This window comes from Marinospirillum insulare DSM 21763, assembly GCF_000686905.1.
GTDB classification, from domain to species: Bacteria; Pseudomonadota; Gammaproteobacteria; order Pseudomonadales; family Halomonadaceae; genus Marinospirillum; species Marinospirillum insulare.
The window spans coordinates 1-26,979 of the sequence record NZ_JMLW01000014.1; the positions used below are offsets into that span (position 1 = coordinate 1).

Genomic DNA, 26,979 nt, shown 5'->3' on the forward strand with positions numbered 1-26,979 from the left:
ACACCCCAAATAGGCTCAATAAAGCGTTTTTTTGAGCGTTGTTTGATCCTTTCTTCGGTAAATTCGTGAGCCTGTTTAGGCCGATATCCACGTTTGCCTGTATTACGTTTAAGCTCTCGACTAATGGTTGATTTGTGAACACCAAGCGTTTTAGCGATCTCAGTTTGGGTTAAATTGTTATCAAGCAGGGCAGATATTTGGTATCGTTGCTCTCTGGTGAGCTGTGTGTAGTGTCTCATGTTTGCTTCTCATTCTTGGTCGATTGAAAAGCATAAGATGCTACAGCAGCTTGCCATCCAATCCTAGTTTAATGAGTTGCACTTGAGAGTTGAATCCAGGTTAGTATAATTAAACTATCAATCAGCTAGGCTAATAAACAAATTCACTCAATAGCCCGGCTCAATTTATTTAGGAAATAACACTTGCCTGCCAACTATTCAACTCAACCTCTACCACTTTCTACTCCCGGTCGTAACTTACTACGCTTAACCTTGGTAAGAGGTATTACTTGGACAGGTTTCTTAGGCGGTATCATCTTTGGGTTAGAAGTTTTAAATTTTCAGTTACAAGTTGTTGCTGTCTTTTCAGTTATTCTAGCCATGGCTTTAGTTAACCTACTCACCTGGTGGCGACTTAGCTGGCCTGGTCCTGTTACTGATACAGAATACTTATTACACCTTTTAGCCGATCTACTTGGTTTAAGCCTGCTATTTTATTTTACAGGTGGTGCTAACAATCCCTTTATTTCTTATTTTTTAGTGCCTTTAACCATTTCAGCCGCAACCTTGCCTTGGCGTTCAACTTGGATTATTGCTGCATATATCTTATTCGCCTACCCACTTTTAATGCTTTTTCATCAGCCTGTACCGCAACTTGAACACCTAGCTGAAACCAGTGAATTAAACGTGCATTTATTAGGTAGATGGGCAAACTTTGTACTCAGTACCAGCTTAATTAGTGTATTTATTTTTAAAATGGCTCAATCTTTACGTCAAAGGGATGCTGATTTATCTCAAACACGCGAACACTCCTTACGCGATGAGCAAATAATTGCAGTGGCTACTCAAGCAGCGGGTACTGCACATGAACTAGGTACCCCTCTTTCAACTATGGCGGTCATACTAAAAGAACTGAGTAATGAATATACGAGTGATAAAGAATTAAGTGCAGACTTAGACCTACTACGCAAACAGGTAGATACTTGTAAAGTTACTCTTCAGTCTTTAGTTAGTAATGCAGATCGTAGTAGGTTACTCAATCCAGATTGCAAACCCCTTAAATGCTTTTTAAAACAACTTTTAGAACACTGGGAAGTATTACGACCCGATGTGCGCTACTGCATTGACTGGTCAGATAACAGCCAAGATGAACCCCGTATTTGTAATGACATTACTCTACAGCAAGCGTTAATTAACCTGTTAAATAATGCAGCCGATGCCAGCGATGAACCAGTAACGATTGTTATAGACTGGACTAAACAAGAAGCACAAATTGATATCCATGACCAAGGCCCAGGTATTCCAATGGAAATAGCTGAACGCTTAGGTCAAACTTTTTTATCGACCAAAAGTAAAGGTTTAGGTTTGGGGTTGTTTTTAACTCATGCCACGATAAATCGGTTAGGGGGCACTGTTCACCTGTATAATCATAAACACGGCGGAACTTTAACCGAGGTCAGGTTTCCTGTTAAAGCGACTGTAGCTAAGAAATCAGTGGCAGCTAAGAATTAAAAAGGAGAAGTAGTTTCATGTGTAGTGACGATCAGCAAGAAGAAAGCACACGTATTCTAGTTATAGATGATGACGATATTTTTACTCATGTACTAGAGCGTGCTTTTTTAAAACGAGGTTATGAGGTTGAAGTGGCTGCTAATGAAGCGCAAGCCCTAGAAAAAACTCAAAGCTTCGAGCCAGACCTAATTAGCTTAGACTTAAAACTAGAGAGTAGCTCAGGCTTGAACCTTTTGCCTCAGTTAGCTGAAGTATCGCCTCAGTCTAAAATTGTGGTACTAACCGGTTATTCCAGCATAGCAACCGCAGTTGAAGCCATAAAACTAGGTGCAGTCAATTACCTTTGCAAACCGGCAGATGCTGATGAAATTCTTGCTGCCTTCCAAAAGCAAGAAGGCAACCCAGATGCCCCTCTAGCTGAACAACCCATGTCGGTTAACCGCCTAACCTGGGAGCATATACAAAAAGTTTTACATGAAAATGATGGCAACATTTCTGCTACTGCACGCGCTTTAGGCATGCACCGCCGTACTTTACAACGCAAGCTACAAAAGCGACCTGTAAGGCGTTAACCAGCTTTCTGTTAAGCTCCATCTAGGTATTTTTTGGGATCAAAAGCCCTCACCCAATCAGGCATATAAGCAGTTAACCCACTGATAATCATGCCATTAACAACGGCTTCTGGAGGTAGGGTAAGGGGTAGAAACAAGAAATAGTTTTGTGCCAAATGGGTAAACTGATGACCTGAAATATAAATCCAGGTAATTAAAATAACCGCTAAGCCTGTGCTTAAAACAGCTAAAATACTGCCAACACCTGCAGCAACCAAAACAAAAATAAAATAATTAGCGGGCAGCTTCCACTCCACAAAACGCCATACCCAATGACTAACAAAAACAGGCAAAACACAAATTAACAGCGCATTAATGCCAAACATATCCCAAGTTGCTTTACCGCTAAAGGTTAGACTCAACAGAGCAATACTTGTAGCAATCAGAGCCATAGGCCAATAAAACATGAGTGTAAGGCTGGTTGCTAGAATAAGGTGGATAGCCACTTGTGAGCTAATGCCTGCACGCATTTGCCATAAAAAAGCTACAAGAACAATGCTGCCTAAAAAAAGGTGCTGCAAACCTCTTTCTCTTAGTAAAATTTTCCAAGGCACCTGCCACAAGGCAACGGCTAAAAATACCAAGTATAAAACCCAAGCAATCCACCCGAGATTTTCAGGATGAAGGCTAGCCGAAAAACTCATGTTTTTGCCCTTTAAGTAGTAGAAAAAAACTGGTTAACAATTCTCTATAGAATAAAACTAGAAACCCATCGCGTTTTAAAGGCATAATTGCGCACCCTAAACAAAATAATAATATACATCTTAACTGAGCAAAAAAATTAGTCACAGCTCTATAACAATAAAAATCTTCGATCTATTTTGCTTTCACACTACTTTCAGTAATTTTGGAGATTTTTTCTATGCAGCTTATGCTTAGACAACTCACGATCAACCTTCGACTATGGCTTATTCTAGTCTTAGCAGTTATCACTATGGGGCTACTCAGCTTTCTAGCTATTCAGCAAGAGCGTACAGCCATTCTAAATCAAAAAAATCTTCAGCTAAAGCAATTACTTGAGCTAAGCAACACCACCTTAGAGCATTATCACCAACAGGCTGAACAAGGATTAATCAGCACTGAAGAAGCAAAAAGTAAAGCCTTTAATATGATTAAGGACTTTCGTTTTACTACTGGTAAAGACCGAGACTACTTCTCTATTTTTAACCTTCAAGGCACTGCCCTTATGCATCCTAACGCCTCGCTAGAAGGCACCAACATGCTTAGGGTTAAAGACGTAGAAGGCTTTGCCTTTATTGAAGATATTTTAGAAAAAGCCAGACATAGCAACCAAGGTTACTCTACTTATATGTGGGATAAACTGGGTTTTTCTGAACCAGTCACCAAGCTGGCTAGCTACCAAATATTCACGCCCTGGAATCTTGTTGTCATCAATGGCGTTTACTTAGACACCATGAATGCTCTGCTATGGAAGCATGCGTTAAAACTGATCACTAGCTTTATATTGGCTAGCATTATTATGGGTGGTTTAATTCTACTCATTATAAATTCTATTAAGCGGCCACTGGGTAACATGCTAGTTAAAATGCGTGATATTGCCGACGGCGATGGCGACCTTACGCATCGCTTACCCTTAGATGGTAAAGATGAGCTAACCCAAATCAACAATGCATTTAATGGTTTTATTAGTAAGATTCAAGAACTGGTTAAACAAACACACCAGTCATCGCTATCCGTTTCTGCCGCTGCTGAAGAGCTTTCTGCAGTTACTCAACAAAGTTCTCAAACCGTTCACCAGCAAAGCTTAGAGACCGATCAGGTTGCTACAGCCATGAACGAGATGACAGCCACAGTACAAGAAGTTGCTACCAATGCCACACAAGCGGCGGCGGCAGCTAGAAATGCCATAGACCAAGCCCAGCAAGGTGAAGAGCGCTTAAAAGCTACACTTAAAACCTTAGCAGACTTAGATCAGAGCATTGAACAAACGGCCTTAACCCTCGACCACCTCAAAGAGGGTACGGAAAATATTGGTGTGGTTATGGATGTAATTAGCTCTGTTGCCGAACAAACCAACCTACTGGCTTTAAATGCTGCCATTGAAGCGGCCCGTGCTGGTGAGCATGGTCGAGGTTTTGCAGTGGTTGCCGATGAAGTTCGAGGACTCGCTGCTCGCACTCAGGAAAGCACTAACGAAATCCAGGTTACGATTGAAACCTTAGTAAAAGAAGCAAATGAATCTTACCGTGCCATGTCTGAAAGCCGTAAAAAAGCGGTAGATACAGTTAACCATGCCAAAGAAACTGCAGAGGCTTTGGATATGGTGAGTGAAGCGATTCAAATAATTAATGATATGAATACACAAATTGCCAGTGCTGCTGAGGAACAAGCGGCTGTATCTGATGAGATAAACCGTAATGTGGTTAATATCAATGAGCTTTCTAGCCAAACTAGAGAGGGTTCTGAACACACAACCCAAGCTAGCCAGGATCTAGCGCGGTTAGCTGAAACCCTTAATGGGCAGGTCAGTCAGTTTAAAACTTAGTTATTAAGCAATCATAAGTTTGCCATGAGTTGAATAGAAGTTAGGTTCAGCTCATGGCCTTATTCCGCCCTGCTCCTTTTGCTAAATAGAGTTTCTCATCTGCTAAAGAAAGCAAGTCATCAACGGTTAAACCCTGTTTAGCCTCTACTATTCCGGCACTCACAGTTTGCTTTATGCCTTCATCAAAAAACTGTTTTTCTAAAGCTGATCTAATTTTTTCAACCACCAAACAAGCCTGTTCTTTGTTGGTTTCAGGACAAATTAATAAAAACTCTTCACCACCCCAACGTCCGAACACATCATTCACTCGCGTATTTTTATCAACCAACTCAACAAAGGCCTGAAGGACTTTATCTCCTACCTGATGACCAAAGTTATCATTCACTTTTTTAAACAAATCTAAATCAAACAAAGCAATAGACATAGGTCTTTTATGCCTTTGTGCTAGTGCCAACAAATCTTGTAAAGCTTTATCTAAATAGTGACGGTTATAGGCACCCGTTAGCTTGTCGGTAACGGAGGCTTTTTCTAACTGAATATTTTTTTCTTTTAAGGCAAGCTCCGCTTTCTTTAGTTTGCAGTTCACCACTCTAATGCGCTGATTAAGCTTAAATAAATAGATGGTATAACAACAGAGCACTAGCAAAGTTAAACCTAAACCAATAAAGGGCGGTAAAAACTTGCTCCAAGGAAAACCCTTTTCAACCTCTAAGGTCACCCAGCTATCATAAATGTTAGTGTGTTGCTGTCTAGAAATATGTGCTAGTGCTTTATCTAAAATAGATTTAAGAAGTAGCTGGTCTTTTTGTACAGCCATAGACAAGTCAAAAGAATAGGGTGTTTGACCCGATATTTTTAAGTTTGCCAAACCCTGTGTACGTATTAAGTAGCTTGCAACAGCAAGATTATCTATAAAAGCATCAACTTCTCCTGCCGCGACAGCTTTTAAAGCTTCTATGGCACTATCTCTTAAATCAAGTTGAATCAAGGGGTGGTGTTTTTCTAGCATTTCATGTGATGCATAGCCTTTTACCACGGCTACACGCCTAGCATTCAACTCATTCATATTAGAAATAAAGCTAACCTGATTATCAGTCACGATAATCATCGGGGAACGAATATAAGGCTGGGTAAAGCTCAAATACTGGCTTCTTTCTGGTGTTTTGGTAATGGCTGGAAAGAAATCCACACCCCCAGCTTTAGCTTCATCTAGAGTTTCTGGCCAACTGAGCTGGTCTTGAATTGCAAATTTCAGGTGCAGCAATTCTTCTAACAGTCTTATGTAGTCTCTGCTTATACCCTGTAAAACTATGTCTTTGGTATCTAGGTATTCAAAAGGTGGCCAGTTACGGTCTACCCCAACTTTTAAAGTAGGGTTAGATGCTAAGAAGGCTTGCTCTTCTGGCGTTAAATTAAGTGCCTTATTAGGCTGACTATCAAAAATTAAGCGCCCAATTCTTTGCTCATAGTCTGATTGAGTTAACTCGGTTTCAATTATTTTAGTTTTAGCTAAGAGCGCCAGCATATACTCTAAACGACCCGGTACCAGGGTACCTAATTCGGTTGTATGCCTGGCAACAAGCGTTTCTAGCCCCTGTGCTTCGGTCATAAGGGCTTGTTTGGTTTTATTTTGAGTGTTGTAATCTCTAAGAATTAAATCAACAATTTCTTCTTTATTGTCTAGCGCATATTCCCAGCCTCGCAATACAGCGCGGCGCATAGCAGCAACTCTACTGGGGTGTTTATTTGCTTCATCAGTGCTGGTGAAAAACACGTCACCGTAGAAATCCATTCCGTAATGTTTAGGGTCAAGAATATTAATGGAGTAGCCTAACTCTCTAAGCACAACAGGCTCATTGGTGCTGTAGGCTGCAATGGCATCAACCTCACCACTAATAAGCCGTTCAATACGATTAGATAAATCAACTTTTATAAGACCGTCTTTCAATACACCTTGCTCTGCAAGCATAGCAAGTACAGAAATACCGTCTGTATCGTTTTCATAAAAGGCTAAACGACGACCCACTAAGTCTGTAGGTCGATTAATGTTTGAAGAGCGCAAACTAATCAAAACATTGGGTGAGTGCTGGAAAATAGGTGCAACTAAAATAACACCGTTTCTTTGCGTCTGATTAAGCAAAATTATGGAGTCAGTTACACCATACTGAGCTTCACCAGCTAATACTTGATCAACATTGCTTAGCTCTATATCCCTTTCCCTTAACTCAACATTTAAACCCTCTTCGGCAAAGTAGCCTTGATCTAAGGCGGCATAATAACCTGCAGACTGAAACTGATGAAGCCACTTAAGTTGAATAACCACAGTATCAGAAGCCGTGCTTAGACTGCTGACTAGGAGAAGCAAGTAAAGACAGAAGCGCAGCTGAGCGAGTAAATTCTTAGGGAAGGGAGTATTCATACTTTATATGCCTTTATCTTTATTACTAACAGCATAAGCAATGAATAGAATTATTAAAAGTACATATTTAAGTTAGATAAACAAAAAAACTAACTAGGTTTCGTAAAGTAACAAATGGCTACTTATGTTTACAGCTTCACTTTCACAGGCTAGTGTAGTTCGCGGCGAAATGGAGGGAGGCTGTTTAACAATTGACTGCCGTAGCGCTTGGTAAGAATACGCCTGTCTAATAAAGTCACTCGCCCAATGTCTTGTTCAGTGCGTATTAATCGCCCACAGGCTTGCACTAATCGAATACTGGCATCGGGTACACTTATTTGCATAAAGGGATTGCCACCACTGGCTTCTATCCATTCTGCCAGCGTGGCATCTACCGGATCATCTGGGGTTGAGAAAGGCAGGCGAACTATCACCACATGCGTTAGGTATTTACCCGGCATATCAATACCTTCTGCCAAGGAAGCTAAACCAAAAATAATGCTGGGCTTTTCTTCATCAATTCTCTGACGATGTTTTTCAATTAGCCTATTTTTAGACAGCATATCTTGGGTCAGGGTTATTTTACGCAGCTGACTGGCTAAACCGTCATACACTTCATTCATTTGTCTACGTGAACTAAACAACACCAAAGCCGAAGCTTCTGGGTGATCTAGGTATTCCTGCATATAGTCTAAAATAGCATCGGTATGTGCTTCTGCTTGCGATGGGTCACAAGCCTGTTTGGGTACTTCAAAAACACCTAGCTCTGGGTAGTTAAAGGGGCTAGGGTAGGTTTTACAGACAGCATCTGCACTTAAACCTGCGCGCTGTTTTAATCTGTCAAACTTACCTAGGGCGGTTAAAGTGGCTGAAGTTAAAGTGGCTCCAAAGCAACGTGACCATAACCGATAGGCTAAATCGCCTGCTGCTGTCACTGGACTAGCACATAACTCTAGGTCTTCATCACCTTCATTTAAACTATGCCTAACTAACCAGCGTGCTAAAGGTGCCTGATTGGGTGGGTCTTGCTGGGCACAGAGCATCCACAATTGGTGGGCAGACTGAGCACGGGTATGTAGAACGGCCAAGAGTGGCTGCCACTCACCAGCTAAATCTGCATCTAGGCTAGAATTTTTTTCTGGGTCTTGGGCTTCTTTTAATAGGTTCACCAAGCTTTCTAGTACCCGACACAGGGTTGCAAAGTGAATGACCAACGCTTCTGAAAAGGCTAACAAGTTAGGTGGTAAAACCCCATTAGGCCAGCGATGAACGGCAGGCCTTGAATCCCTCGGGAGATGTTCTACCTGCTCATAAAGCTGACCATAAAGCGCACCTAAGTCTCTTTCTAAAATTTCTAAGGGCGCAACCAGTTGGTTAAGCAATCTAGCCGCTGAAGGGCTAGAGGCTCCTAGTTTTTTTAAAACTTCTGGCTGAAATTTTTTTAGTAGCCTTAGCCAGCTTAAAGCGGTATTAAAACGAAAACTGGCTGCAAAATGGTTAATGGCTTTATCGGGTAGGTGGTGCGCTTCATCAAACACATAATAAGTTTGTTCAGGTGAGGGTAAAATTACTCCACCCCCTAGGGCTAAATCTGCTAGCACTAGGTCATGGTTAGCAACAATAATGTCAGACTGCTCCATTGCTCGCCTTGCATTAAAAAATGGGCAAGCACCAGTAAAGTGAGGGCAGCGACGATTAGTGCAACGCTGATGGTCGGTGGTTAATCTTTCCCAGACTTCATTGGGTAGGTTTTCTTTTAGTGAATCCCTATCACCATCCCAAGCACCTGAAGAGAGGTTTTCAGCCAGCTTTTCTAACTGATCTTGGCCTGAACCACTGGCTTGTTTAACTAACTCAGCTTGAAATAAATCTAGCGTGGCATCTTCTTCTGGCTGGCTTTTATCTAGGGCTTTAATTAGCTGAGCAGTACACACATAACGCCCCCGCCCTTTTGCTAAAGCATAGCTAAAAGTTAGGTTGGTTAATTTGGCTAAATCAGGTAAATCACGTAGTAAAAGCTGTTCTTGTAGCGCAATGGTTGCCGTGGCTAGAACTAGTTTTTTTTCACGCGCTTGAGCTATGGGCAGGGTGGCTAGCAGGTAGGCAAGGGTTTTTCCTGTACCTGTACCTGCTTCTATAGCTATTAACTGTTGTTGACTGGTACGTTTACCTTCTTCGTCTTCTTTAATGGCTGCAAAACTTTTGGCTATGTCTGCAATCATGTGGGCCTGACCACGGCGTGCCTTAGCACCCCTACCCGCTAAAAAGTCTCGATAAGCTTGCTGTATTAATGCCTGCCACTGAGCCTTCATACCTCTTCTTTTAACAGCTCGTCAGGTGGGTAAACACAAGGCAGTTTGTTTTTGGTCAGCCCCTCAATGGCTGGTAAAGCAAAAGCATCTTCTTCACCAATAAAACTAATTGAAGTACCTAGTGCACCTGCTCGACCTGTACGACCTATACGGTGCACATAGTCTTCTGGGTCTTCTGGCAAGTTAAAATTAATAACGTGGCTTATATCGTCTATATGAATACCTCGCCCTGCTACATCGGTAGCTACTAACACTTCGATGCGGCCTGAGCGGAAATTTTCTAGCGTGGTAATGCGCTTTCTTTGCTCCACTTCGCCAGAAAGCATATCGACGTTAACACCCGACTTTTTGAGTGCCTCAAAGACTTTGCGAGTAGCATCTCGACGGTTGGCAAACACTAGCACCTTGGTTAAAGCCCACTTTTTAATTAAGCGGGTTAATAAGGGAATTTTTTCATCATCAGACACTAAAAACGCATGCTGCTCTATATTGTCTGATGCCTGAATTTTAGTTGCTATTTCAACGGTTTGTGGTGCAATCGTCCACTGGTCAGCCAAGTTCATTATGTCTTGAGTAAAAGTGGCCGAAAAGAGCAGGGTTTGGCGCTCTTCTTTATTGGGCGTGGCTCTAATGATGCGTTTCACATCAGGAATAAAGCCCATATCTAGCATTCGATCAGCCTCATCAAGCACTAACACTTCAACTTCACGCAAGTCGACATCGCGCTTGCTGTGAAAATCGAGTAGACGACCAGGTGTTGCAACGAGCAGATCTATTTTTTCGTTTCTGAGCTGATCACGCTGTTTAACATAATCCATACCACCCACTACTGATAGTAGTTTAAAAGGTGTATAGCGCATTAAGGCTTCAGCATCTTTACATATTTGAATAACCAGCTCACGGGTAGGCGCTAAAATTAACGCACGGGGTGCACCAATTTTTTGCCCAGCTGGTGCTTCTTCTTCAAGCAAATAAGTAAGAATGGCAATTAAAAAGGCTGCGGTTTTACCCGTTCCTGTTTGGGCTTTACCAATTAAATCAATGCCATGCAGAGTATAAAATAAAGATTGCGCTTGAATGGGAGTGCAGTAGTCAAAGCCTTGCTCGCCAATGGCACGTAATAACTCTTTAGGTAGCTTTAAGTCTTGAAAGCGTAGTTTACCTTCCATTGCTGCCACCTGGTGATCTTGCGGATTCCAGTCAGCCATGCTTTCCATTCCTTGCTGCTGCTTTTTCGGTGTGCTTCGAGCAGCCCGGGATGAGTTAGGGCGACGGTTCGTTGGTCTGCGGCGACGACGCTTGTTAGGTGAATTTTTTGAACCAGACGGTGCGGCAGGGGTATTTGTCAAAACACAACCTCAACTTAATGTATAAAATAACTAGCTTCCTTTTTAGGCAGCGCATTATAGCAACTTTTTAGCTAGCCTCCTAACAGGGTTTATTTAGCTTGTTGCAATTCTCTTACTTCTTCCATTAAACGTGTCACACGACTCACTAGTTGTGAACGGCTAGCTTCTAGTGAAGACAGTATTTCTTCCTGCTCAACTAACTTAGATTGCAAGTCATCTGGCAGTATTTGATTCATCTCTGTTGTGAGTTGAGCAAGCTGTTTTTGCAAGGCTTCTAGTTGTTTACGCTGGTCTTGATCACGCAAACGCTGATCAAAAGCACTAGTCGTTAGGCTAATTTCTGCAAGGCGCTGATTAAGTTCATTAATATGAAAATTAAACTCATCGGTATTGCTTTTAAGATTGCTGGCTAAGCTTTTGCTTTGGGCTAAAGCAGACTCACTTGCTGCCAGCGAGGTGGCTAATTGCTTCTCTAACTTATCCAAGCCATTATTCAATTGCTGTGTTTTACTATCTAGTTTGCCTATAGCAGAACGAATCTCTTTATGAGCTTCATTGTTTTTGGATTTCTCTGAAATAAGTGAATTAATTGTAGCTTTTGTTTCCTCTAATTGATTATTAAAACTACTACCTGCTGAAGATAAGTCTTCACCGGTTTCAGAAAGACGTATTTCTAGCTCTTGGATTCGATCCGCTAGCAAGCCTAAGGACGCCTGCTGTTGTTGAGCTTGCGTGTATTGCCAAACCAAAACTCCTAAAGCAGCAGTGGCTAAACCTATAGCCAACCAGCTTTTAAAAGAACTAGCAGGCTGAGTCGCTTGTAATTTTTCTTTTATTGGTTGCGTTTCAGGTGTTGGCTTGGCTTCTGGTGATGGCTTAGGTTCTTGTATTGGTTTGGCTTCAGACTGACTAGCATGGGCTGACTGTTTTTTAGTTGCCTCTGTCGCTTCTGCCCTCTCTCCGGTTGGCTTGGCAGCAGCTTCTACTTCTTCAATTTCTAAGCGTGGCTCTTTACGGTTAGGCATAAGGTCAATTCACCAGTGGTTATTCTGTTTTCAAATTTCAATCTATTTTGCCAAGAAGTCGAGGGAGTAGCTACTGTAACTTTTTTTAAAAAGTAGCTAGCTAGTTAAACCTGCTAGGGTATATCCCACTAAATAGCTCGGGTTTGTAAGACTTGCTAGTGAATGTTATTATTCTCGCGTTGATTGATTTGTATCAGCCCCTTGAAATTAACTGATACAGGCACCATCTAGTTAATAGAACCAATAGCTACAACCTCACTTGATGAGTAATAAAAAAGGAGATTCACCATGGCTTTTGAATTACCCGCACTACCTTTTGCAAAAGATGCACTAGAACCACACATTTCTTCTGAAACACTCGACTTCCACCACGGTAAACACCACCAAACCTACGTTACCAAGCTAAATGAGCTAGTACCTGGTACTGAGTTTGAAGGTAAAAGCCTAGAAGAAATTATTAAAGCTGCACCAGCTGGTCCAGTATTTAACAATGCTGCACAAGTTTGGAACCACACTTTCTACTGGAATAGCCTAAGCCCAAATGGTGGTGGTGCTGCAACTGGTGCTATTGCTGATGCGATTAATGCAAAATGGGGTTCTTTTGCTGAATTCCAAAAAGAGTTTGATAACAAAGCTGTTAACAACTTTGGTGCATCTTGGACTTGGTTAGTTAAAAATGCTGCTGGCGAACTAGAAATTGTTAATACTTCTAACGCTGGTACACCCATGACTGAAGGTCACACTGCACTACTGACTGTAGACCTTTGGGAACACGCTTACTACATTGACTACCGCAATGCGCGTCCTAAGTACCTAGAAGCTTTCTGGGCACTAGCTAACTGGGACTTTGTTAACCAAAACTTTGCTGGTTAATATTAGCGTTTAGCAGAAAACCCCAACTCAGTGTTGGGGTTTTTTTTGCCTTTTAGAAAGTTATTGTCAATTAAAATGAATTATTTAGCACACTTACATTTAGGTGGCTCGCGCCCTAACCAATTGCTTGGTAGCCTTTATGGTGACTTTGTGAAAGGCCCTTTAAAAGGCCACTACCCTGCAGAGTTAGAAGCAGCCATTCATCTGCATAGACGTTTAGATGCTTGGACAGATCAGCACCCGCTCATAACAGAAGCTAGATTAAGGTTTAGCCCTGAGTTAAGGCGTTATTCGGGCATTGTCTTAGACGTGTTCTTTGATCATGCTTTAGCTGTTAATTGGGCAAGCTATTCCCACGAACCTTTAGCTGTTTTCACTCAAAATTTTTACAAATTGCTAGCCAAGCAAACCAGTCTACCCGGTCGCTTGGTTAAAGTGGCGCCTTGGATAATTGAAGAAGATTGGCTAGGTAGCTATCAAGAGTTTGAAATTCTTCAAACGGTTCTCAAGGGTATTTCTTACCGCTTAAAACAGCCAGGAGTTTTAGCACCCTTTTGGCCAGAACTAGAAGATAACTACCTAGTATTGTTAAATGACTTTCAGGAAATTTACCCTCAGCTTATTGAGTTTGCAGAAGAGCATTGGCTAGTCAATTAAGTGCTGATGCATTAAATCTAGGCCACTGGTTAGTTCTGAACCTAACAAGCGCTCTGCGTAGGTTTCTAAATTACCTAGCTCACAAATGACTCGCTCTCGCCCTTCGCCCCAACCTTCAATATCAAACCCAAAACGTCTCCAAAAGTTGCGCCTAGCTGCCAAAGGCTCTAATACCAGTGATTGTGGTGCTTTTAAACGGCCTGTTATTACAGCTGTTTCAGGTAAAACATTGTTGAGCGTGTTAATTAGGGTGTTAACAAGAAAACTAGAAACTCCCTGACCAGATAAAGGGTTAGCATTTTCTAAATCAATAAGGGGCTGCGTTCCTACTAGATCAATAATTTTAACTTGTTGATCAGCAGTAAGGGTTAAACTCATCCTTGCTCTATGTACCTGACCATCAAGTTTAGCTGCAAAGTTTAAGCCCAACTCTGAACGCTTAATGTCGGTATAAAAACCTGCGCTACCTCTAGGAATAGAAACAGGTTGTTTAATGCCTTCTAATAATTGCAGCATGCGTCGATAGTTGTTATTCAATGCCATCACTCCCTGTTTTTTTCACTTCCACAACTTTACTTAAGGAACCCCTTAAATACTGTAAATAATGTTAGCACTAAGTAACGTTAGTTTAAAAATACATAAAAGTGTAGTGCGATTAGCTGTACTAACAACAAAACACCTACATAACCTAAATTCCAGCGCGTGAAAGCGTAAGAAGATAACCCATAACGCCCTTGCATGGCTAAATGCGTACCAGACAAAGGTGACAAACTCACCCCCAATGCCCAAGCCATTAAAAACACTAACGCAAGCAGGTTAGGGTCTTCAACCCAAGGTGAAAATAAGCCACCTGCCGTAGCAATCGTAATAACAGGATGAACACCCAAGCCAGATATAGCCACCAAAACCAAAAGTAGCAACCAAGCTTGCCAAGGTCCAAAGTAATCTAACTGTAAGGAAAATTCTGCAGCTTGTAATGCTGAGCCTAAACCAGCGGCCAAAACACCTGCCGACAAAAATAAGAGTGTCTCACCCGACATACTCGGCAGAGTAATTTCAATATGTTGGCGCAAATATTGCGCTGCCTTATAGCGATAGCGCACCAGCAGAAGTACCAGTGTAAATAGGATAGACAGTAAAGAAACCAGCGTTAAAACAGGGATGCTTTCATCTAGGGTGTGAATAGCTAACACACTAACTGCTAAAACAAAGGGAAGCGTTAATGCTTGCCAGTGCATAGGGTAGGCATCAGTATTTTTAGCTTCTGGGTTAGCTAGCAACAAGCTACCAGCAATAACTAAGCCTAAAGCAGCCAAGACTAAACCTACTGGCATCAACTTCCACAAACTAGCGCCTGGTGCACTCATTAAAACTACGCCCATAGAAGCAAAAAAAGGCGACCAGTGTGCTGCCAAGGTGAAGCCACGGGTAATCACTAAGGCTTGTAGTGGGGTTAAACCTTTTTTTATGGCTAGACGGTCTGCCATAATAATCATGGCAGAAAAATTAATGACCGCTCCAAAGGCATGTACGCCTAGCAGGGTTTTCCAGAGAGCAGCGCGTCCAAGGGGTAACTTTTCTTTAGCTGCTAAGTCAGTAATGGCTATTAGCCTTAAAAAACTAACTGATAACAACATGCTAACCAAGCCCTGATTACCCTCTAGTGCTTTTAGCCACCAAAAAGAACCTGTGTGCTTAAATTGCCCAAAAACTAAACCTAAAGTGCCTAAACCTAACATGACCAGCACTTGGATTCTTTGCAAAGGTTGTAGGCTAGAAAACATTCGGCTAGCCGCAAACCAGGCAAAGCATCCGGCTAAACCAGCTAAAAAAGGCCAACCAAAGCTGCCAACCAAGGCAAGAATAACCATAATAAATAGGCTATAGCCTGTTAGCGGGTCTGCTTTTAACATTATTTTTGAGGCGAGTTAAGTTTTTGCATGGATAGCTGTAATTGATCAGCAAGTCCCTGCCTGGCTTCAGTAGCTGCTCGCGTTATAGCATAAGAAAAGCCTTTAGCATCTGCATTGCCATGACTTTTAACCACGCAGCCCTGCAACCCAAGAAAACTGCCACCATTGTAGCGTACTGGATCCATTTGCTGCTTCAGCTTGTGTAGTAACGGCCGCGCCATCAAGCCCACCAAACGGCTATAAAGGTTTTTATGAAATAAATCTTGAATTTGGCCTGACAAATAACGCGCTAAACCTTCACTGGTTTTTAAAGCTATATTGCCTGTAAAACCGTCGCAAACCACTAGATCAACTTCACCACTAAATACTTCATTGCCTTCAATATAGCCAAAGTAATTAACACTAGGGTGGCCTTCTAACAGCTGTGCAGTTGCTTTGACTAAACTATTGCCTTTAATGGCTTCATGCCCAACATTAAGTAAGGCAACGCTAGGTCTGACCTTACCTTCAATTCGCTTAACCATAACTGATCCCATTAGAGCAAATTGCAACAAGTGCTCTGGCTGGCAATCAATATTTGCACCTAAATCTAGCAGGTAAGTTCGACCTTTATAAGTAGGAATGGCAGTGCTAATGGCTGGCCTTTCTACACCTGGCAACATCCCAAGGTAATAGCGGCTAATTAACATTAAAGCACCCGTATTGCCGCCACTTACCACACCTTGGCATCGACCTTCAGCCACTTGCTTAACAGCTAAATGCATAGAGGAGTTTTTTCGGCTACGCAAAACCGAGGCAGGGGCTTCATCCATACCTATGGTGTCATTGCTAGCTAATAGATGAATACGATCAGCAAACTCACTGCTAAGGTGATGCTGTAAAAGAAGGGTTTGTAGCTGTTGCTTGTTGCCTAGGAGGGTAACGCTAAGAAGGGGGTCTTGCAGCAGGGCTAATAGCACGCCTGCAATATTAGTACGGGGACCTAAGTCCCCGCCCATAGCATCTATAGCTAGGTTAATCTGCACAACACTGACCCGTGCAGACTAATACTTAATCTTCGTCTTTATTAATAACTTGCTTACCACGGTAAAAGCCTTCTGCAGTCACATGGTGACGGCGGTGAACTTCACCAGTGGTTGCATCAACAGCCAAAGCTGGAGCGGTTAGAGAATCGTGTGCACGACGCATGCCACGTGCAGAACGGGTTTTTTTAGATTTTTGGACAGCCATGATTTACTCCCAGGTTTACTAAGCCAAACTTTAAAATTCATTGCCCGGATTTAAGTGATTTTTTCAAATCAGCCAGAGCACTAAAAGGATTTTCTTTCTTTGTAGTTACTTGAACTTCAGGCTGCTGCTCGTTGAACTGCCCTGGTAGCTGACAACCACCTTCTGGATGATAAGCAACCAAAGGTAGGGCTAGGATCAATTCATCTTCTAAAGCAGGCAGAAGATCGAGTTTCTCATTTTCTATGAATACTGGCTCATGCGTTCGAGGCAAATTCACTGCCGCTTCTTCGCTAGTCACCAATCCCCACATAAATTCGTTCTCAAGTGTCTGACTTACAGCTTCCAGACAACGCTGGCATTCTAGTGTCACTTCACCCCTAACTTTTCCTTGAACTTGCAGCAGTCGGTGCTCGCCTAGGCTGAACTGCAACTCATAATGAGCTTCACCTTCAGCACTCACTAGCATTTCCTGCAGCCTGCGCATGTTTTGCATAGGTAAATCAATACTGATTACACTTTCTGCACTACATAACTTCCAAGGATCTAGCGGGTGACGCAAGTATTCATTTTGCATAAAATTCAAGCGCGTAATAATAGAGTGACTTTAGCTAAGTGTCAAAGAACAAAACACTTAAGCACAAAATTAACAGGACAAACCTGTAAGGGCGACTATTCTATGCTTTTGCAAAGAACAAGTCACCCTTATTCACTTTAAGACTCTTTACTGTTAGCTAGGTTTTTCTTACCAAAGATTTTTTGTACAACTACAAAGAACAAGGGAATAAAGAAAATACCCAAGAAAGTACCCACTAGCATACCACCCAACACACCCGTACCTATGGCGCGCTGCGCACCAGAACCTGCACCTGTTGCTATAGCTAAAGGCAAAACACCTAAACCAAAAGCCAGTGAGGTCATGATAATGGGACGCAGGCGGTCTTTAACAGCACTTAAAGTGGCTTCTATCAGTTCCATGCCTTGCTCTAAGTTAGCTTTAGCAAACTCAACAATAAGAATCGCATTCTTACTGGTTAAACCTACTGTTGCCAACATGGCTACTTGGAAATAGATATCTTGTTCCATACCACGAATAGAGCTAGCTAGAACCGTACCTAGAATACCTAGAGGTGCCACTAACATCACAGAGGTAGGCACTATCCAGCTTTCATAAAGTGCTGCTAAACAAAGGAAAACAACCAATAATGACAAGGCATACAGCAAGGGTGCCTGAGAGCCAGCATCGCGCTCTTGGTAAGACAACCCACTCCAATCCACACTGAAACCTGGAGGTAACTGACTAACCAGACGCTCAACTTCAGCCATGGCTTCGCCTGAGCTAATACCTGGTGCAGCTTCACCCTGCACTTCCATAGCTGCTACGCCGTTAAAGCGCTCTAAACGAGGAGAACCATAATCCCAACGTGTAGAAGCAAAGGCTGCAAAGGGCACCATTTCACCTTGGTTATTTTTAACTGACCAAAGCAATAGGTCTTCAGGTGACATACGAAACTCAGCTTCTGCTTGCATGTAAACACGCTTAACTCGGCCTCTATCTATAAAGTCATCTATGTAAGAGCCACCCCAAGCGGTTGAAAGCGTAGCATTAATTTCTGCCATAGATAGACCTAAAGCAGATGCACGAGCGGTATCTATATCAATACGGAACTGAGGTGTGTCTTCTTGACCATTAGGACGAACACGCATTAACAATTCACTTTGGTTAGCCATTCCTAACAACTGGTTACGCGCATTAAGTAAGCCTTCATGCCCTTGACCAGCGTTATCTTTTAAGAAGAAGCTAAAGCCTGCAGCAACACCTAATTCAGGCATAGCCGGTGGCGGGAAGGTAAAAGCTATGGCATCTTTTAAACCTTGCCAGGCCCCCATAGCGCGTCCAGCAACAGCGGTAGCTGCAGTTTGAGGTGTAGTACGCTCAGACCAGTCTTTTAACTTAACAAAGGCAATGGCTGCGTTTTGTCCAGCACCACTAAAGCTAAAACCCTGAATAGTAAATACTGAGTCAACCACACTTTTTTCATTTTGAATAAAGTGGTCCTCTAACTTATAAATACTTTCCATAGTGCGCTCTTGCGTTGCACCCACTGGGGTAATCACTTGCGAGATAAGCACACCCTGATCTTCAGGAGGTAAGAAAGAACTAGGCAGACGAACAAACATCCAACCCATAACCACCACTAGTAAAGCAAACACCAACATAAAACGACCTGGGCGTAAAAGTATGCCTTTTACACCACGGCGATAAGTGCTACTACTGCGATCAAAATTACGGTTAAACCAGCCAAAAAAGCCTTTCTTTTCGTGTGTTTCACCTTTTTTAATGGGCTTTAGCATGGTGGCACAAAGTGCGGGGGTTAATACTATGGCAACCAATACCGACAAGCCCATAGCAGAAACAATGGTGGCGGAGAACTGACGGTAAATAACCCCTGTAGAACCTGACATAAATGCCATAGGTACAAACACAGCAGAAAGCACTAAACCAATACCAACCAGCGCACCAGTAATTTGATCCATCGACTTACGCGTGGCTTCCAAAGGCGACAAGCCTTCTTCCGACATGATTCGCTCGACGTTCTCTACAACAACGATGGCATCATCGACCAGCAAGCCTATCGCTAACACCATGGCAAACATGGTTAACATATTAATAGAGAAGCCTAGGGTTGCCAAAATACCAAAAGTACCCAAAAGTACTACGGGTACTGCGATGGTTGGGATAATGGTTGCTCGTATGTTCTGCAAGAATAGGAACATAACCAAAAACACCAATACAATCGCTTCTACCAGAGTAGTAAAAACCCCTTTAATAGAAACGCGTACAAAAGGTGTGGTATCAAAAGGAATAACCACTTCCAAACCTTCAGGGAAAAAAGGTTTTAGCTCTTCCATTAGTTCTGCAATATTCTCAGCAGTTTCTAAAGCATTACCACCAGAAGCCAAAGAAATAGCTACACCACTGGCTGCTTTACGATTATAGCGTGTTTTATACGCATAGCTTTCTGCACCTAACTCTACCTTAGCTATATCACCTAAACGTAAAAGCGAGCCATCAGTATTGGCACGAATAACAATCTCTCGAAACTCTTCTGCTGTTTGCAAGCGATCTTGAGCATTAATAGTAGCGTTTAGCTCCTGACCTTCAATTGCTGGGGTCCCACCTAACTGACCAACCGCTACTTGCGCATTTTGGCCTTTAACTGCGGCAATCACTTCGTTACTGGTTAACTTGTAGGTATCTAGTTTTTCTGGGTTAAGCCATATACGCATTGCATACTTGGCACCAAATACCTGCACTCGCCCTACACCTGGTACACGACTTAAAGGTTCAGCAAGGTTAGTACTCACATAGTCTGAAATATCAGCACGAGTCATTTTTCCATCACTGGATACAAAAGCTAATACCTGCAAGAAACCGGTACTAGATTTGTTAACGCGCACTCCTTGCTCCTGAACCGTTTGTGGCAACTGCGGCATAGCTGCCTGAACTTGGTTTTGTACTTGCACCTGCGCAGTATCTGGATCGGTACCTGTAGCAAAAGTTAAGCTAATTTGAGCTGAACCGTTAGAGGAGCTGTTAGATGAAAAATACAATAAGCCATCTAAGCCGGTTAGGTTTTGCTCTATCACTTGAGTTACTGAGTTTTCTACAACTTGAGCAGAAGCACCTGGGTAGGAAGCACGAATATCAATTGAAGGTGGCGCAACTGGCGGATACATAGAAACTGGCAAATTAAAAACTGCCAAGCCCCCAGCCAACATAATAATAATTGCGATCACCCATGCAAATACAGGACGATCTATAAAAAAACGAGCCATTAAGCTACTCCTTATTCGGCCTTAACAGTAGTAACCGTTGCACCTGGACGAATTTTTTGCAGGCCAGCAACAACGACTCGATCACCTGGCTCAACACCTGAATCAACTAACCATTGATCACCAATCGTTTGATTAACTACTATCGTGCGACGTTCAACTTGGTTGCTGCCATTCACTAGCATTACAAACGTATCGCCACGCGCATCACGTGCAACACTGCGCTGAGGTACTAGCAAGCCATTTTCACGTGTACCCATATTGATACGTGCTCTTACATACATACCCGGTAGAAGTAAGTAGTCAGGGTTAGGCACTTCAGCACGCAAAGCAAAACTACCAGTGCTTTGGTTAACAGTTACATCAGCTAGTGTCATTCGACCTGGGTGAGGGTATTCGCTACCATCTTCTAACGTAATAATCACATCAACGTCTTCAGAACGAGACAAGGCACCCGACTCAAGCTGACGCTGTAATCTTAACCATTCATTAGAAGATTGGTTAACATCAATATACAGAGGGTCTAACTGCTGAATGGTTGTTAAAGCTTGCGGCTGATTAGCTGTAACCAAAGCACCACGCGTAACAGTAGAAATACTGATTCGGCCACTAATAGGTGCGGTAATACGAGCATTACCGAGTGTTACTTGACGGCTTTGCACCGTTGCCTCTGCGACAGCAAGACTGGCTTCTGCTTCTTCTAAGCCTGTCATGGCATCATCATAGCCCTGCTGACTAATCGCTCCCGTTGCACGCAGGCTTTTAGCACGCTTAGCAACCCGCTGAGCAGAACTTAAAGAGGCTTTAGCGCGCTGCAAAGAAGCTTTGGCGCTATTGAGCTCAGCTAAATAAAGGGCATTATCTAATTGATAGAGTGGTTGATTTTCTTCTACCAAGGCACCTTCAGTGAATAAACGCTCTTCAACAATTCCACTGACTTGAGGACGAACTTCAGCAATTAAAAAAGGATGGGTGCGACCCGAAAGTTCACGGTGCAAGGTTACCTCTTGTGCTTTAAGGGTAACTATAGCTACTTCTTGTGCTGGAGCCTCTTTAGGAGCTGCAGCTGGGGCTTCTTGTTTATCACAACCCACTAGCAAAGCGCTAGCGAGCAGAGTAACAAGAAATACAGGACGAAAAGGCACGCGCATAACAACCTCATATAAAAATGGTGATGCCAAAAAAACCAACTCATTTATGGCAAATTAGACTGACCGTTCTATTCTACATAGATTTAAATTAAAGTAACACTAAACAACACTATTTTTTCATTAGCTTGCCAATTAGTAACTTGGCGCCGCCAGCTCAATTAAAGCAGACTTAAAAGCAGTTCCTAAACGCTTTTCTATTAATTGCCAAGGGTTAGGTTCTGGCGTGTAGTTAACTGTTCGCTCCAAGCCCAAACGACTCTGCAAAGAGAAGACTGAGCCTAGTTCGTCAATTAAACCCTGCTCTAAAGCCAGCTCACCATTCCAAACTAATCCAGAAAAAATTTGTGGGTTGTTGACTAAGCGTTCACCACGACCCTCTTTGACTCTTTCAATAAACTGCTGATGAGTGGAATCAAGAACGGTTTGCCAAAAAGCTCTCTGCTCAGCATTCATTTCAGTAAAAGGGTCTAAAAAAGCCTTATTCTCACCTGAGGTGAATACTCGACGTTCAATACCTAAGCGCTCCATGGCTTCTTTAAAACCAAACCCACCTGAAACCACTCCAATAGAGCCTACTAAACTGGCACGATCTGCAAAAATAGTGTCTGCAGCTACTGCAACGTAATAGCCACCTGAGGCACCTAGGTCTTCAATAACGGCATAAACAGGAAGTTCAGGATTGCTTTTCTTTAGTGTTACTACACCCTCATAAATTTGACCGGCTTGTACAGGGCTGCCACCTGGGCTATTAATTCTTAACACCACCGCCTTAGCACCTGGGGCTTTGAAAGCGCGTTCTACACCTTGCAATACTTGTACAGCACTGGCTCGTCCGTCTGCTTCAATCGTTCCTTTAATATCAACTAAAGCCAAATGTTCTCCACTGGTAGAAACCTCTGTTGCAGGCGATAAAAGCTGTTTTCCTGAACCAAAAACTAGCAATAAAACCGCCAGAGTTAAGACACCACGAAAAATACCGCCAATTAAACGGCCTCTTCTAGCTCGGCGCTGCTCTAATAAAACTTCTTTAGCCCAAGCTTGCATCCATTGCTCAGGTTCACCTGTTTTCTTTTGCTCTTCAACTGGCTTAGCTTGGCTAGTCCAAGGGTCATGTTGCTCACTCATAGCTTTCCTACCTTTACTTGTTCAACTTTCTGCCAAGATTCTTCTAAGGGTGCTTCTATAGAAATGCGTTGCTGCGTTACCGGATCTAAAAACTCAAGTCGACGCGCATGCAAGAACATTCTTGGGATACCTGCACGGCGAAAATGTTCATTAATTGCGTCTTTTCCATATTTTGGATCGCCAATTAATGGAAAACCTGCCGAGGTGGCATGAATACGAATTTGGTGGGTTCGCCCTGTGACTGGTTCTGCTTCAATTAATGTCAGACCCTGTTGCTTTTTAATAATTTTGAAACGTGTCAGCGATGCCTTGCCTTGATTAAACTCAGCTACTTTCATGCGGCGCTCACCTGAGGGCGAAGAAGCACGATCGATGGGCGCATTAATTTCTACTAAGCTGCTAGGCCAATCACCCAACACCCAGGCTTGATAATACTTACCCATACTTTTTTCACGTAGCTGATCTTGTAAAAAGTTCAAAGCTTGGCGAGATTTAGCTAACAAAATACACCCTGAGGTATCCTTATCCAACCTATGCACCAGTTCTAAGCTAGTTAACTCAGGCCTAACCTGCCTTAATGCTTCAATTAAGCCGATACGCACACCACTACCACCATGCACAGCCAAGCCAGCCGGCTTGTTAAAAACCATCACCTGTTCATTTTCGAACAGAAGCGCCTCACCCTCTAAAAGTTCACGCAAACCTTTGCCCACGGGTGTTACCGAAGCTTTTTCAGCTAAACGTATAGGCGGCACCCTTACACAATCACCCGCTTTTAAACGGGTATCTGCTTTGGCGCGCTTTTTATTAATTCTTACCTCGCCTTTACGAATAATGCGGTAGATCAGAGTTTTAGGTGCACCTTTTAGCTGGCCTAGCAAATAGTTATCTAACCTTTGACCTGCTGCATTAGCCGTTATTTCTAAATAACTCACTGCAACAACTGGTGTACTGGGACTCGACATAAAGCAAATTACCTAGGTTAGCCAAAAAATCAGCTCAGTATAACAAGCTTAGAAGTCTTTTTCTGACCGATTGCTCAGCTACATGACTGCTGGTATGATGCGGTGTGCGAAAAAGGGTAACCCCTCATGGAGCGCCTGCACCCATAGTAGATTTTGGTGGGCGACACGCAGGCCAGCACAAAACAAATTTTAAGAAAACGAATTTTAATAACGCCCGATGTCCTTTATCAGGCAAAGAAGAAACCGCGGCACAGGCTCGCGAGTTGTGAATTATTTATTTTTACCTTGTGCTAACTAGCAGAAATTGTGACGTTTCGACCATATAAATTAGTTGTTTATCCCTAGCTCGCTACTCAGTGAGTAGTTTAAATGAAGCGAACAGTCTCTTAAGTTAAGCGTTAAAGCAGAGAACCAAAACCCCAACTGGCTTTTGGTGTAACAGCACAAAGAAACATAATGTAAACAACCCGCCATGTCTGGACTGCCAGAACATACGGAAACACCATGAAACGCATGCTAATTAATGCTACCCAGCCAGAAGAACGCCGGGTAGCGCTTGTAGACGGACAAAGACTTTACGATCTCGACATAGAATCTGGTTCAAGAGAGTCAAAAAAAGCCAATATTTATCGCGGACGCATTACCCGTGTAGAACCCAGCTTAGAAGCAGCCTTTGTAGACTATGGTGCTGAACGCCATGGTTTTTTACCTTTAAAAGAAATAGGTCGTGAATATTTTGCTAAAAGCCCTAATGAAGGCCGTGGCAATATTCGTGATTTAGTCAAAGAAGGCACAGAGGTTATTGTTCAGGTAGATAAAGAAGAACGTGGTAATAAAGGTGCTGCGCTTACTACCTACGTTAGCCTAGCAGGTCGTTACCTAGTTTTAATGCCTAACAACGCACGCGCAGGGGGCATTTCTCGCCGCATTGAAGGTGAAGAAAGAGCTGCCCTAAAAGATGCTATGAACAATCTAAATGTACCCAACCAAATGGGTGTTATTGTTCGCACTGCGGGTATTGGTCGTATAAGCGAAGAACTACAGTGGGACTTAGATTACCTAGTAAAAATTTGGGAAGCAGTAAACCAAGCAGCCTTAGAAAAGCCTGCGCCTTTCCTTATTTATCGTGAATCTAACGTTATTATTCGCGCCATGCGTGATTACTTACGCCAAGATATTGGTGAAGTGCTGATTGATAATCAGGAAGTTTACGATCAGGCACAAACCTTTATTCAGCAGGTAATGCCTACCTACCAGAACAAAATTAAGTTCTACCAAGATGACGTACCGCTTTTTTCACGTTTTCAAATAGAAAGCCAAATAGAAACTGCCTTCCAACGTGAAGTAAAACTCCCTTCGGGCGGCTCTATCGTTATTGACCATACAGAAGCTTTAGTTTCTATAGACATTAACTCTGCCAGAGCAACCCGTGGCAGTGATATTGAAGAAACTGCGCTACAAACTAACCTAGAAGCCGCCGATGAAGTGGCACGCCAATTACGCCTGCGTGATATTGGTGGTTTGGTAGTGATCGACTTCATTGACATGAGCCCCATTAAAAACCAGCGTGAAGTTGAAAACCGTATGCGTGATGCGCTAAAAATTGACCGCGCACGTGTACAAATTGGTCGTATTTCACGCTTTGGCTTACTAGAAATGTCTCGTCAGCGTCTACGTCCATCACTAGGCGAAACCAGTGGTATGGTTTGCCCTCGCTGTGAAGGTCAAGGCACCATTCGTGATGTTAAATCCATCGCACTTTCTATTCTTCGCTTAATTGAAGAAGAAGCCATGAAAGAAAATACCGCACAAATTCGTGCCGTATTACCAGTCACTGTTGCTACCTTCTTACTGAATGAAAAACGCTCTCCTTTAAACGAAATAGAGCAGCGTCAAAAGGTTGAAGTGTTGGTTATTCCTAACCCTGATATGCACACACCTCATTACGATGTATTCCGAGTGCGTGAAGATGAGTTACCTGAAACGGATATTCAAGTTGCTAGCTACGAGTTAGACGTTAGCGCTACTAATGACAAAGAACCGCTGAGCAGCAATGAAAAAGCAACTGGCTTTGCAGAAGCAGCTGTTCAAAATGTTATTCGCACCACACCTGCACCTACTGAAGAACAAGCCAAAGCTATTAGTGCAGCCAATAGCCAAGCGACCACAGCAGCAGAAAAAGATGAAAAACCCAGCTTGGTTAATCGACTAGTTAAATTCTTATTTGGTGAGCCGGCTACTAACACAGAAAAAGTTGAAGCTAAAAAACCAGCAACCAACACAACGCCTAACCGCAATACAGCTGATAAAAAGCCGAGTGAACGTACTCACCGCACAAGTAAAACGCGCGAAAATAACCAGCGCAACCCACGCCAGCGCACTGATAATCGCCGCACCAGTACGCGTCGTGAACGTGATGAGTCAAACAGCTCAAACGAGACAAACCGTCAGGAAACACGCCAACAAGCTGCAACTGCTCAGGATAGCAATACACCGCCTAAGCCAACTCGCACTAACCCGCGTAACCGCCGCCGCAATAAAGCAGTGACGGGTGACGCAGCCGTTGCTCCAGACTTTGAGAAGTTGAAGTCGAGCGTACAACCGACTAATGAAGATACAGTTGAAACAGCACCTTCTTCGCCTACTGACAAAAAAGCTGTAGCTAAAACTGAAACAACTGCCAGCGCTGAGCAGCAGGGAACATCAATTGAAAAAGCACCTGAGCCCAAGGTAACAGCAGCTAGCAATGAATCAACAAACACTGCAGCAGACTCAGTAGAAGAAAAGCCTAAATCTGGTCGAGGTCGTCCAGCTAAAACTGAATCAGACGCTACCGAAACAGAAGCAGTTGCTAAGGAAACCACCGTTACACAAGCGGCGGCTCCACAACAACCACTAGCCGAAGCAGCAGTTACAGAGCAGCCTAAGGTTGAAGCTTCTACTGAAACTCCTGCTACTGCTACTAAAGAAGCTAAAGCGGAAGATACTCAGGTTGAAGCGCCTCAAGTTGCGCCTGTGACTGAGCCTCATGTAGCCGCAGCAGAGCCAGCACCTGAGCCTACTCCAGTAGAAGAGGTTGCAGCACCTAAAGAAGAAGCAAGCAACAACCCCTTTGCTCACTTACCTGGCTACCAACCCTTGCCTGGTCGCGCACCTAATGACCCGCGTGAAGTGCGCCGTCGCAAGAAAATGGAAGAAGAGCTTAAGGCTCATTCAAGTAACGACTAATCGTTAGTATTTAATCGCTTGCTGACTACCTACAGCAAGCGATACCTACAAAAACTCGCTCACAAGGCGAGT

Annotated in this window: 21 protein-coding genes; 6 read left to right on the forward strand and 15 right to left on the reverse strand. The window is 43.0% G+C overall.

Annotation, left to right across the window (positions count from 1 at the left end):
- The coding region (locus tag BP27_RS17110; protein ID WP_027850944.1) for a helix-turn-helix domain-containing protein at positions 1 to 239 on the reverse strand (239 nt) is incomplete at its 3' end.
- 183 nt (positions 240 to 422) lie between these two features.
- Here BP27_RS17110 and BP27_RS15575 point away from each other — a divergent pair.
- Positions 423 to 1,730: an ATP-binding protein gene (locus BP27_RS15575; RefSeq protein WP_051610434.1), complete on the forward strand. Its 1,308-nt coding sequence runs from the start codon at positions 423 to 425 to the stop codon at positions 1,728 to 1,730.
- A 17-nt stretch (positions 1,731 to 1,747) separates the two neighbouring features.
- Positions 1,748 to 2,302, forward strand: a complete 555-nt coding sequence (locus tag BP27_RS0107035) for a response regulator transcription factor (RefSeq protein WP_036239686.1) — start codon at positions 1,748 to 1,750, stop codon at positions 2,300 to 2,302.
- A gap of 11 nt (positions 2,303 to 2,313) precedes the next feature.
- On the opposite strand, the gene BP27_RS0107040 is transcribed toward BP27_RS0107035, so the two are convergent.
- Positions 2,314 to 2,985 carry an energy-coupling factor ABC transporter permease gene (locus tag BP27_RS0107040; RefSeq protein WP_027850946.1) on the reverse strand — a complete coding sequence of 224 codons (672 nt, stop codon included), beginning with the start codon at positions 2,983 to 2,985 and terminating at the stop codon, positions 2,314 to 2,316.
- Positions 2,986 to 3,203: 218 nt separating this feature from the next.
- On the opposite strand from BP27_RS0107040, the gene BP27_RS0107045 reads away from it, so the two are divergent.
- Entirely contained in the window at positions 3,204 to 4,847 is a 1,644-nt protein-coding gene (locus BP27_RS0107045; protein WP_027850947.1) for a methyl-accepting chemotaxis protein, read from the forward strand.
- Between the two features lie 46 nt (positions 4,848 to 4,893).
- Here BP27_RS0107045 and BP27_RS0107050 read toward each other — a convergent pair whose 3' ends face one another.
- The 4 genes from BP27_RS0107050 to BP27_RS0107065 form a co-directional block, all read right to left on the reverse strand.
- Entirely contained in the window at positions 4,894 to 7,266 is a 2,373-nt protein-coding gene (locus BP27_RS0107050) for an ABC transporter substrate-binding protein (RefSeq protein WP_027850948.1), read from the reverse strand.
- 149 nt (positions 7,267 to 7,415) lie between these two features.
- Entirely contained in the window at positions 7,416 to 9,557 is a 2,142-nt protein-coding gene (dinG, locus tag BP27_RS0107055; protein WP_027850949.1) for an ATP-dependent DNA helicase DinG, read from the reverse strand.
- Entirely contained in the window at positions 9,554 to 10,906 is a 1,353-nt protein-coding gene (locus BP27_RS0107060; protein ID WP_027850950.1) for a DEAD/DEAH box helicase, read from the reverse strand. The genes dinG and BP27_RS0107060 overlap by 4 nt, the downstream gene beginning before the upstream one ends.
- Positions 10,907 to 10,995: 89 nt before the next feature.
- Entirely contained in the window at positions 10,996 to 11,931 is a 936-nt protein-coding gene (locus tag BP27_RS0107065; RefSeq protein ID WP_027850951.1) for a hypothetical protein, read from the reverse strand.
- A gap of 288 nt (positions 11,932 to 12,219) precedes the next feature.
- Here BP27_RS0107065 and BP27_RS0107070 point away from each other — a divergent pair, with 288 nt between their 5' ends.
- Together BP27_RS0107070 and BP27_RS0107075 are read left to right on the forward strand one after the other, a co-directional pair.
- On the forward strand, positions 12,220 to 12,804 hold the full coding sequence (locus BP27_RS0107070; RefSeq protein WP_027850952.1) for a Fe-Mn family superoxide dismutase: 585 nt from the start codon (positions 12,220 to 12,222) through the stop codon (positions 12,802 to 12,804).
- A gap of 75 nt (positions 12,805 to 12,879) precedes the next feature.
- Entirely contained in the window at positions 12,880 to 13,461 is a 582-nt protein-coding gene (locus tag BP27_RS0107075) for an acyl carrier protein phosphodiesterase (RefSeq protein ID WP_027850953.1), read from the forward strand.
- On the opposite strand, the gene BP27_RS0107080 is transcribed toward BP27_RS0107075, so the two are convergent.
- From BP27_RS0107080 to BP27_RS0107120, 9 genes are all read right to left on the reverse strand, one after another.
- A complete protein-coding gene (locus tag BP27_RS0107080) occupies positions 13,450 to 13,998 on the reverse strand; it encodes a hypothetical protein (protein WP_211251299.1) in 549 nt (182 codons plus the stop codon). The genes BP27_RS0107075 and BP27_RS0107080 overlap by 12 nt on opposite strands.
- Positions 13,999 to 14,084: 86 nt before the next feature.
- Complete coding sequence (locus tag BP27_RS15580) at positions 14,085 to 15,374, reverse strand: hypothetical protein (RefSeq protein ID WP_051610435.1); 1,290 nt, start codon at positions 15,372 to 15,374, stop codon at positions 14,085 to 14,087.
- Positions 15,374 to 16,399, reverse strand: a complete 1,026-nt coding sequence (gene plsX, locus BP27_RS0107090; protein ID WP_051610436.1) for a phosphate acyltransferase PlsX — start codon at positions 16,397 to 16,399, stop codon at positions 15,374 to 15,376. Before plsX ends, BP27_RS15580 begins: the two co-directional genes overlap by 1 nt.
- A gap of 25 nt (positions 16,400 to 16,424) precedes the next feature.
- Positions 16,425 to 16,604: a 50S ribosomal protein L32 gene (gene rpmF / locus BP27_RS0107095; RefSeq protein WP_027849638.1), complete on the reverse strand. Its 180-nt coding sequence runs from the start codon at positions 16,602 to 16,604 to the stop codon at positions 16,425 to 16,427.
- Between the two features lie 37 nt (positions 16,605 to 16,641).
- Entirely contained in the window at positions 16,642 to 17,178 is a 537-nt protein-coding gene (locus BP27_RS0107100) for a YceD family protein (protein ID WP_051610437.1), read from the reverse strand.
- 137 nt (positions 17,179 to 17,315) lie between these two features.
- Complete coding sequence (locus tag BP27_RS0107105) at positions 17,316 to 20,441, reverse strand: efflux RND transporter permease subunit (RefSeq protein WP_027850957.1); 3,126 nt, start codon at positions 20,439 to 20,441, stop codon at positions 17,316 to 17,318.
- A gap of 11 nt (positions 20,442 to 20,452) precedes the next feature.
- A complete protein-coding gene (locus tag BP27_RS15585) occupies positions 20,453 to 21,589 on the reverse strand; it encodes an efflux RND transporter periplasmic adaptor subunit (RefSeq protein ID WP_036239688.1) in 1,137 nt (378 codons plus the stop codon).
- Positions 21,590 to 21,721: 132 nt separating this feature from the next.
- Complete coding sequence (locus BP27_RS15590) at positions 21,722 to 22,714, reverse strand: S49 family peptidase (RefSeq protein ID WP_036239690.1); 993 nt, start codon at positions 22,712 to 22,714, stop codon at positions 21,722 to 21,724.
- The gene (locus BP27_RS0107120; protein WP_027850958.1) at positions 22,711 to 23,679 is read right to left on the reverse strand and encodes an RluA family pseudouridine synthase; all 969 of its coding nucleotides are present in this window, start codon (positions 23,677 to 23,679) and stop codon (positions 22,711 to 22,713) included. Before BP27_RS0107120 ends, BP27_RS15590 begins: the two co-directional genes overlap by 4 nt.
- Before the next feature lie 513 nt (positions 23,680 to 24,192).
- On the opposite strand from BP27_RS0107120, the gene rne reads away from it, so the two are divergent.
- Positions 24,193 to 26,907 (forward strand): ribonuclease E, encoded by a 2,715-nt coding sequence (gene rne / locus BP27_RS0107125; protein ID WP_425411881.1) that lies wholly within the window; start codon positions 24,193 to 24,195, stop codon positions 26,905 to 26,907.
- Positions 26,908 to 26,979 lie beyond the last annotated feature (72 nt).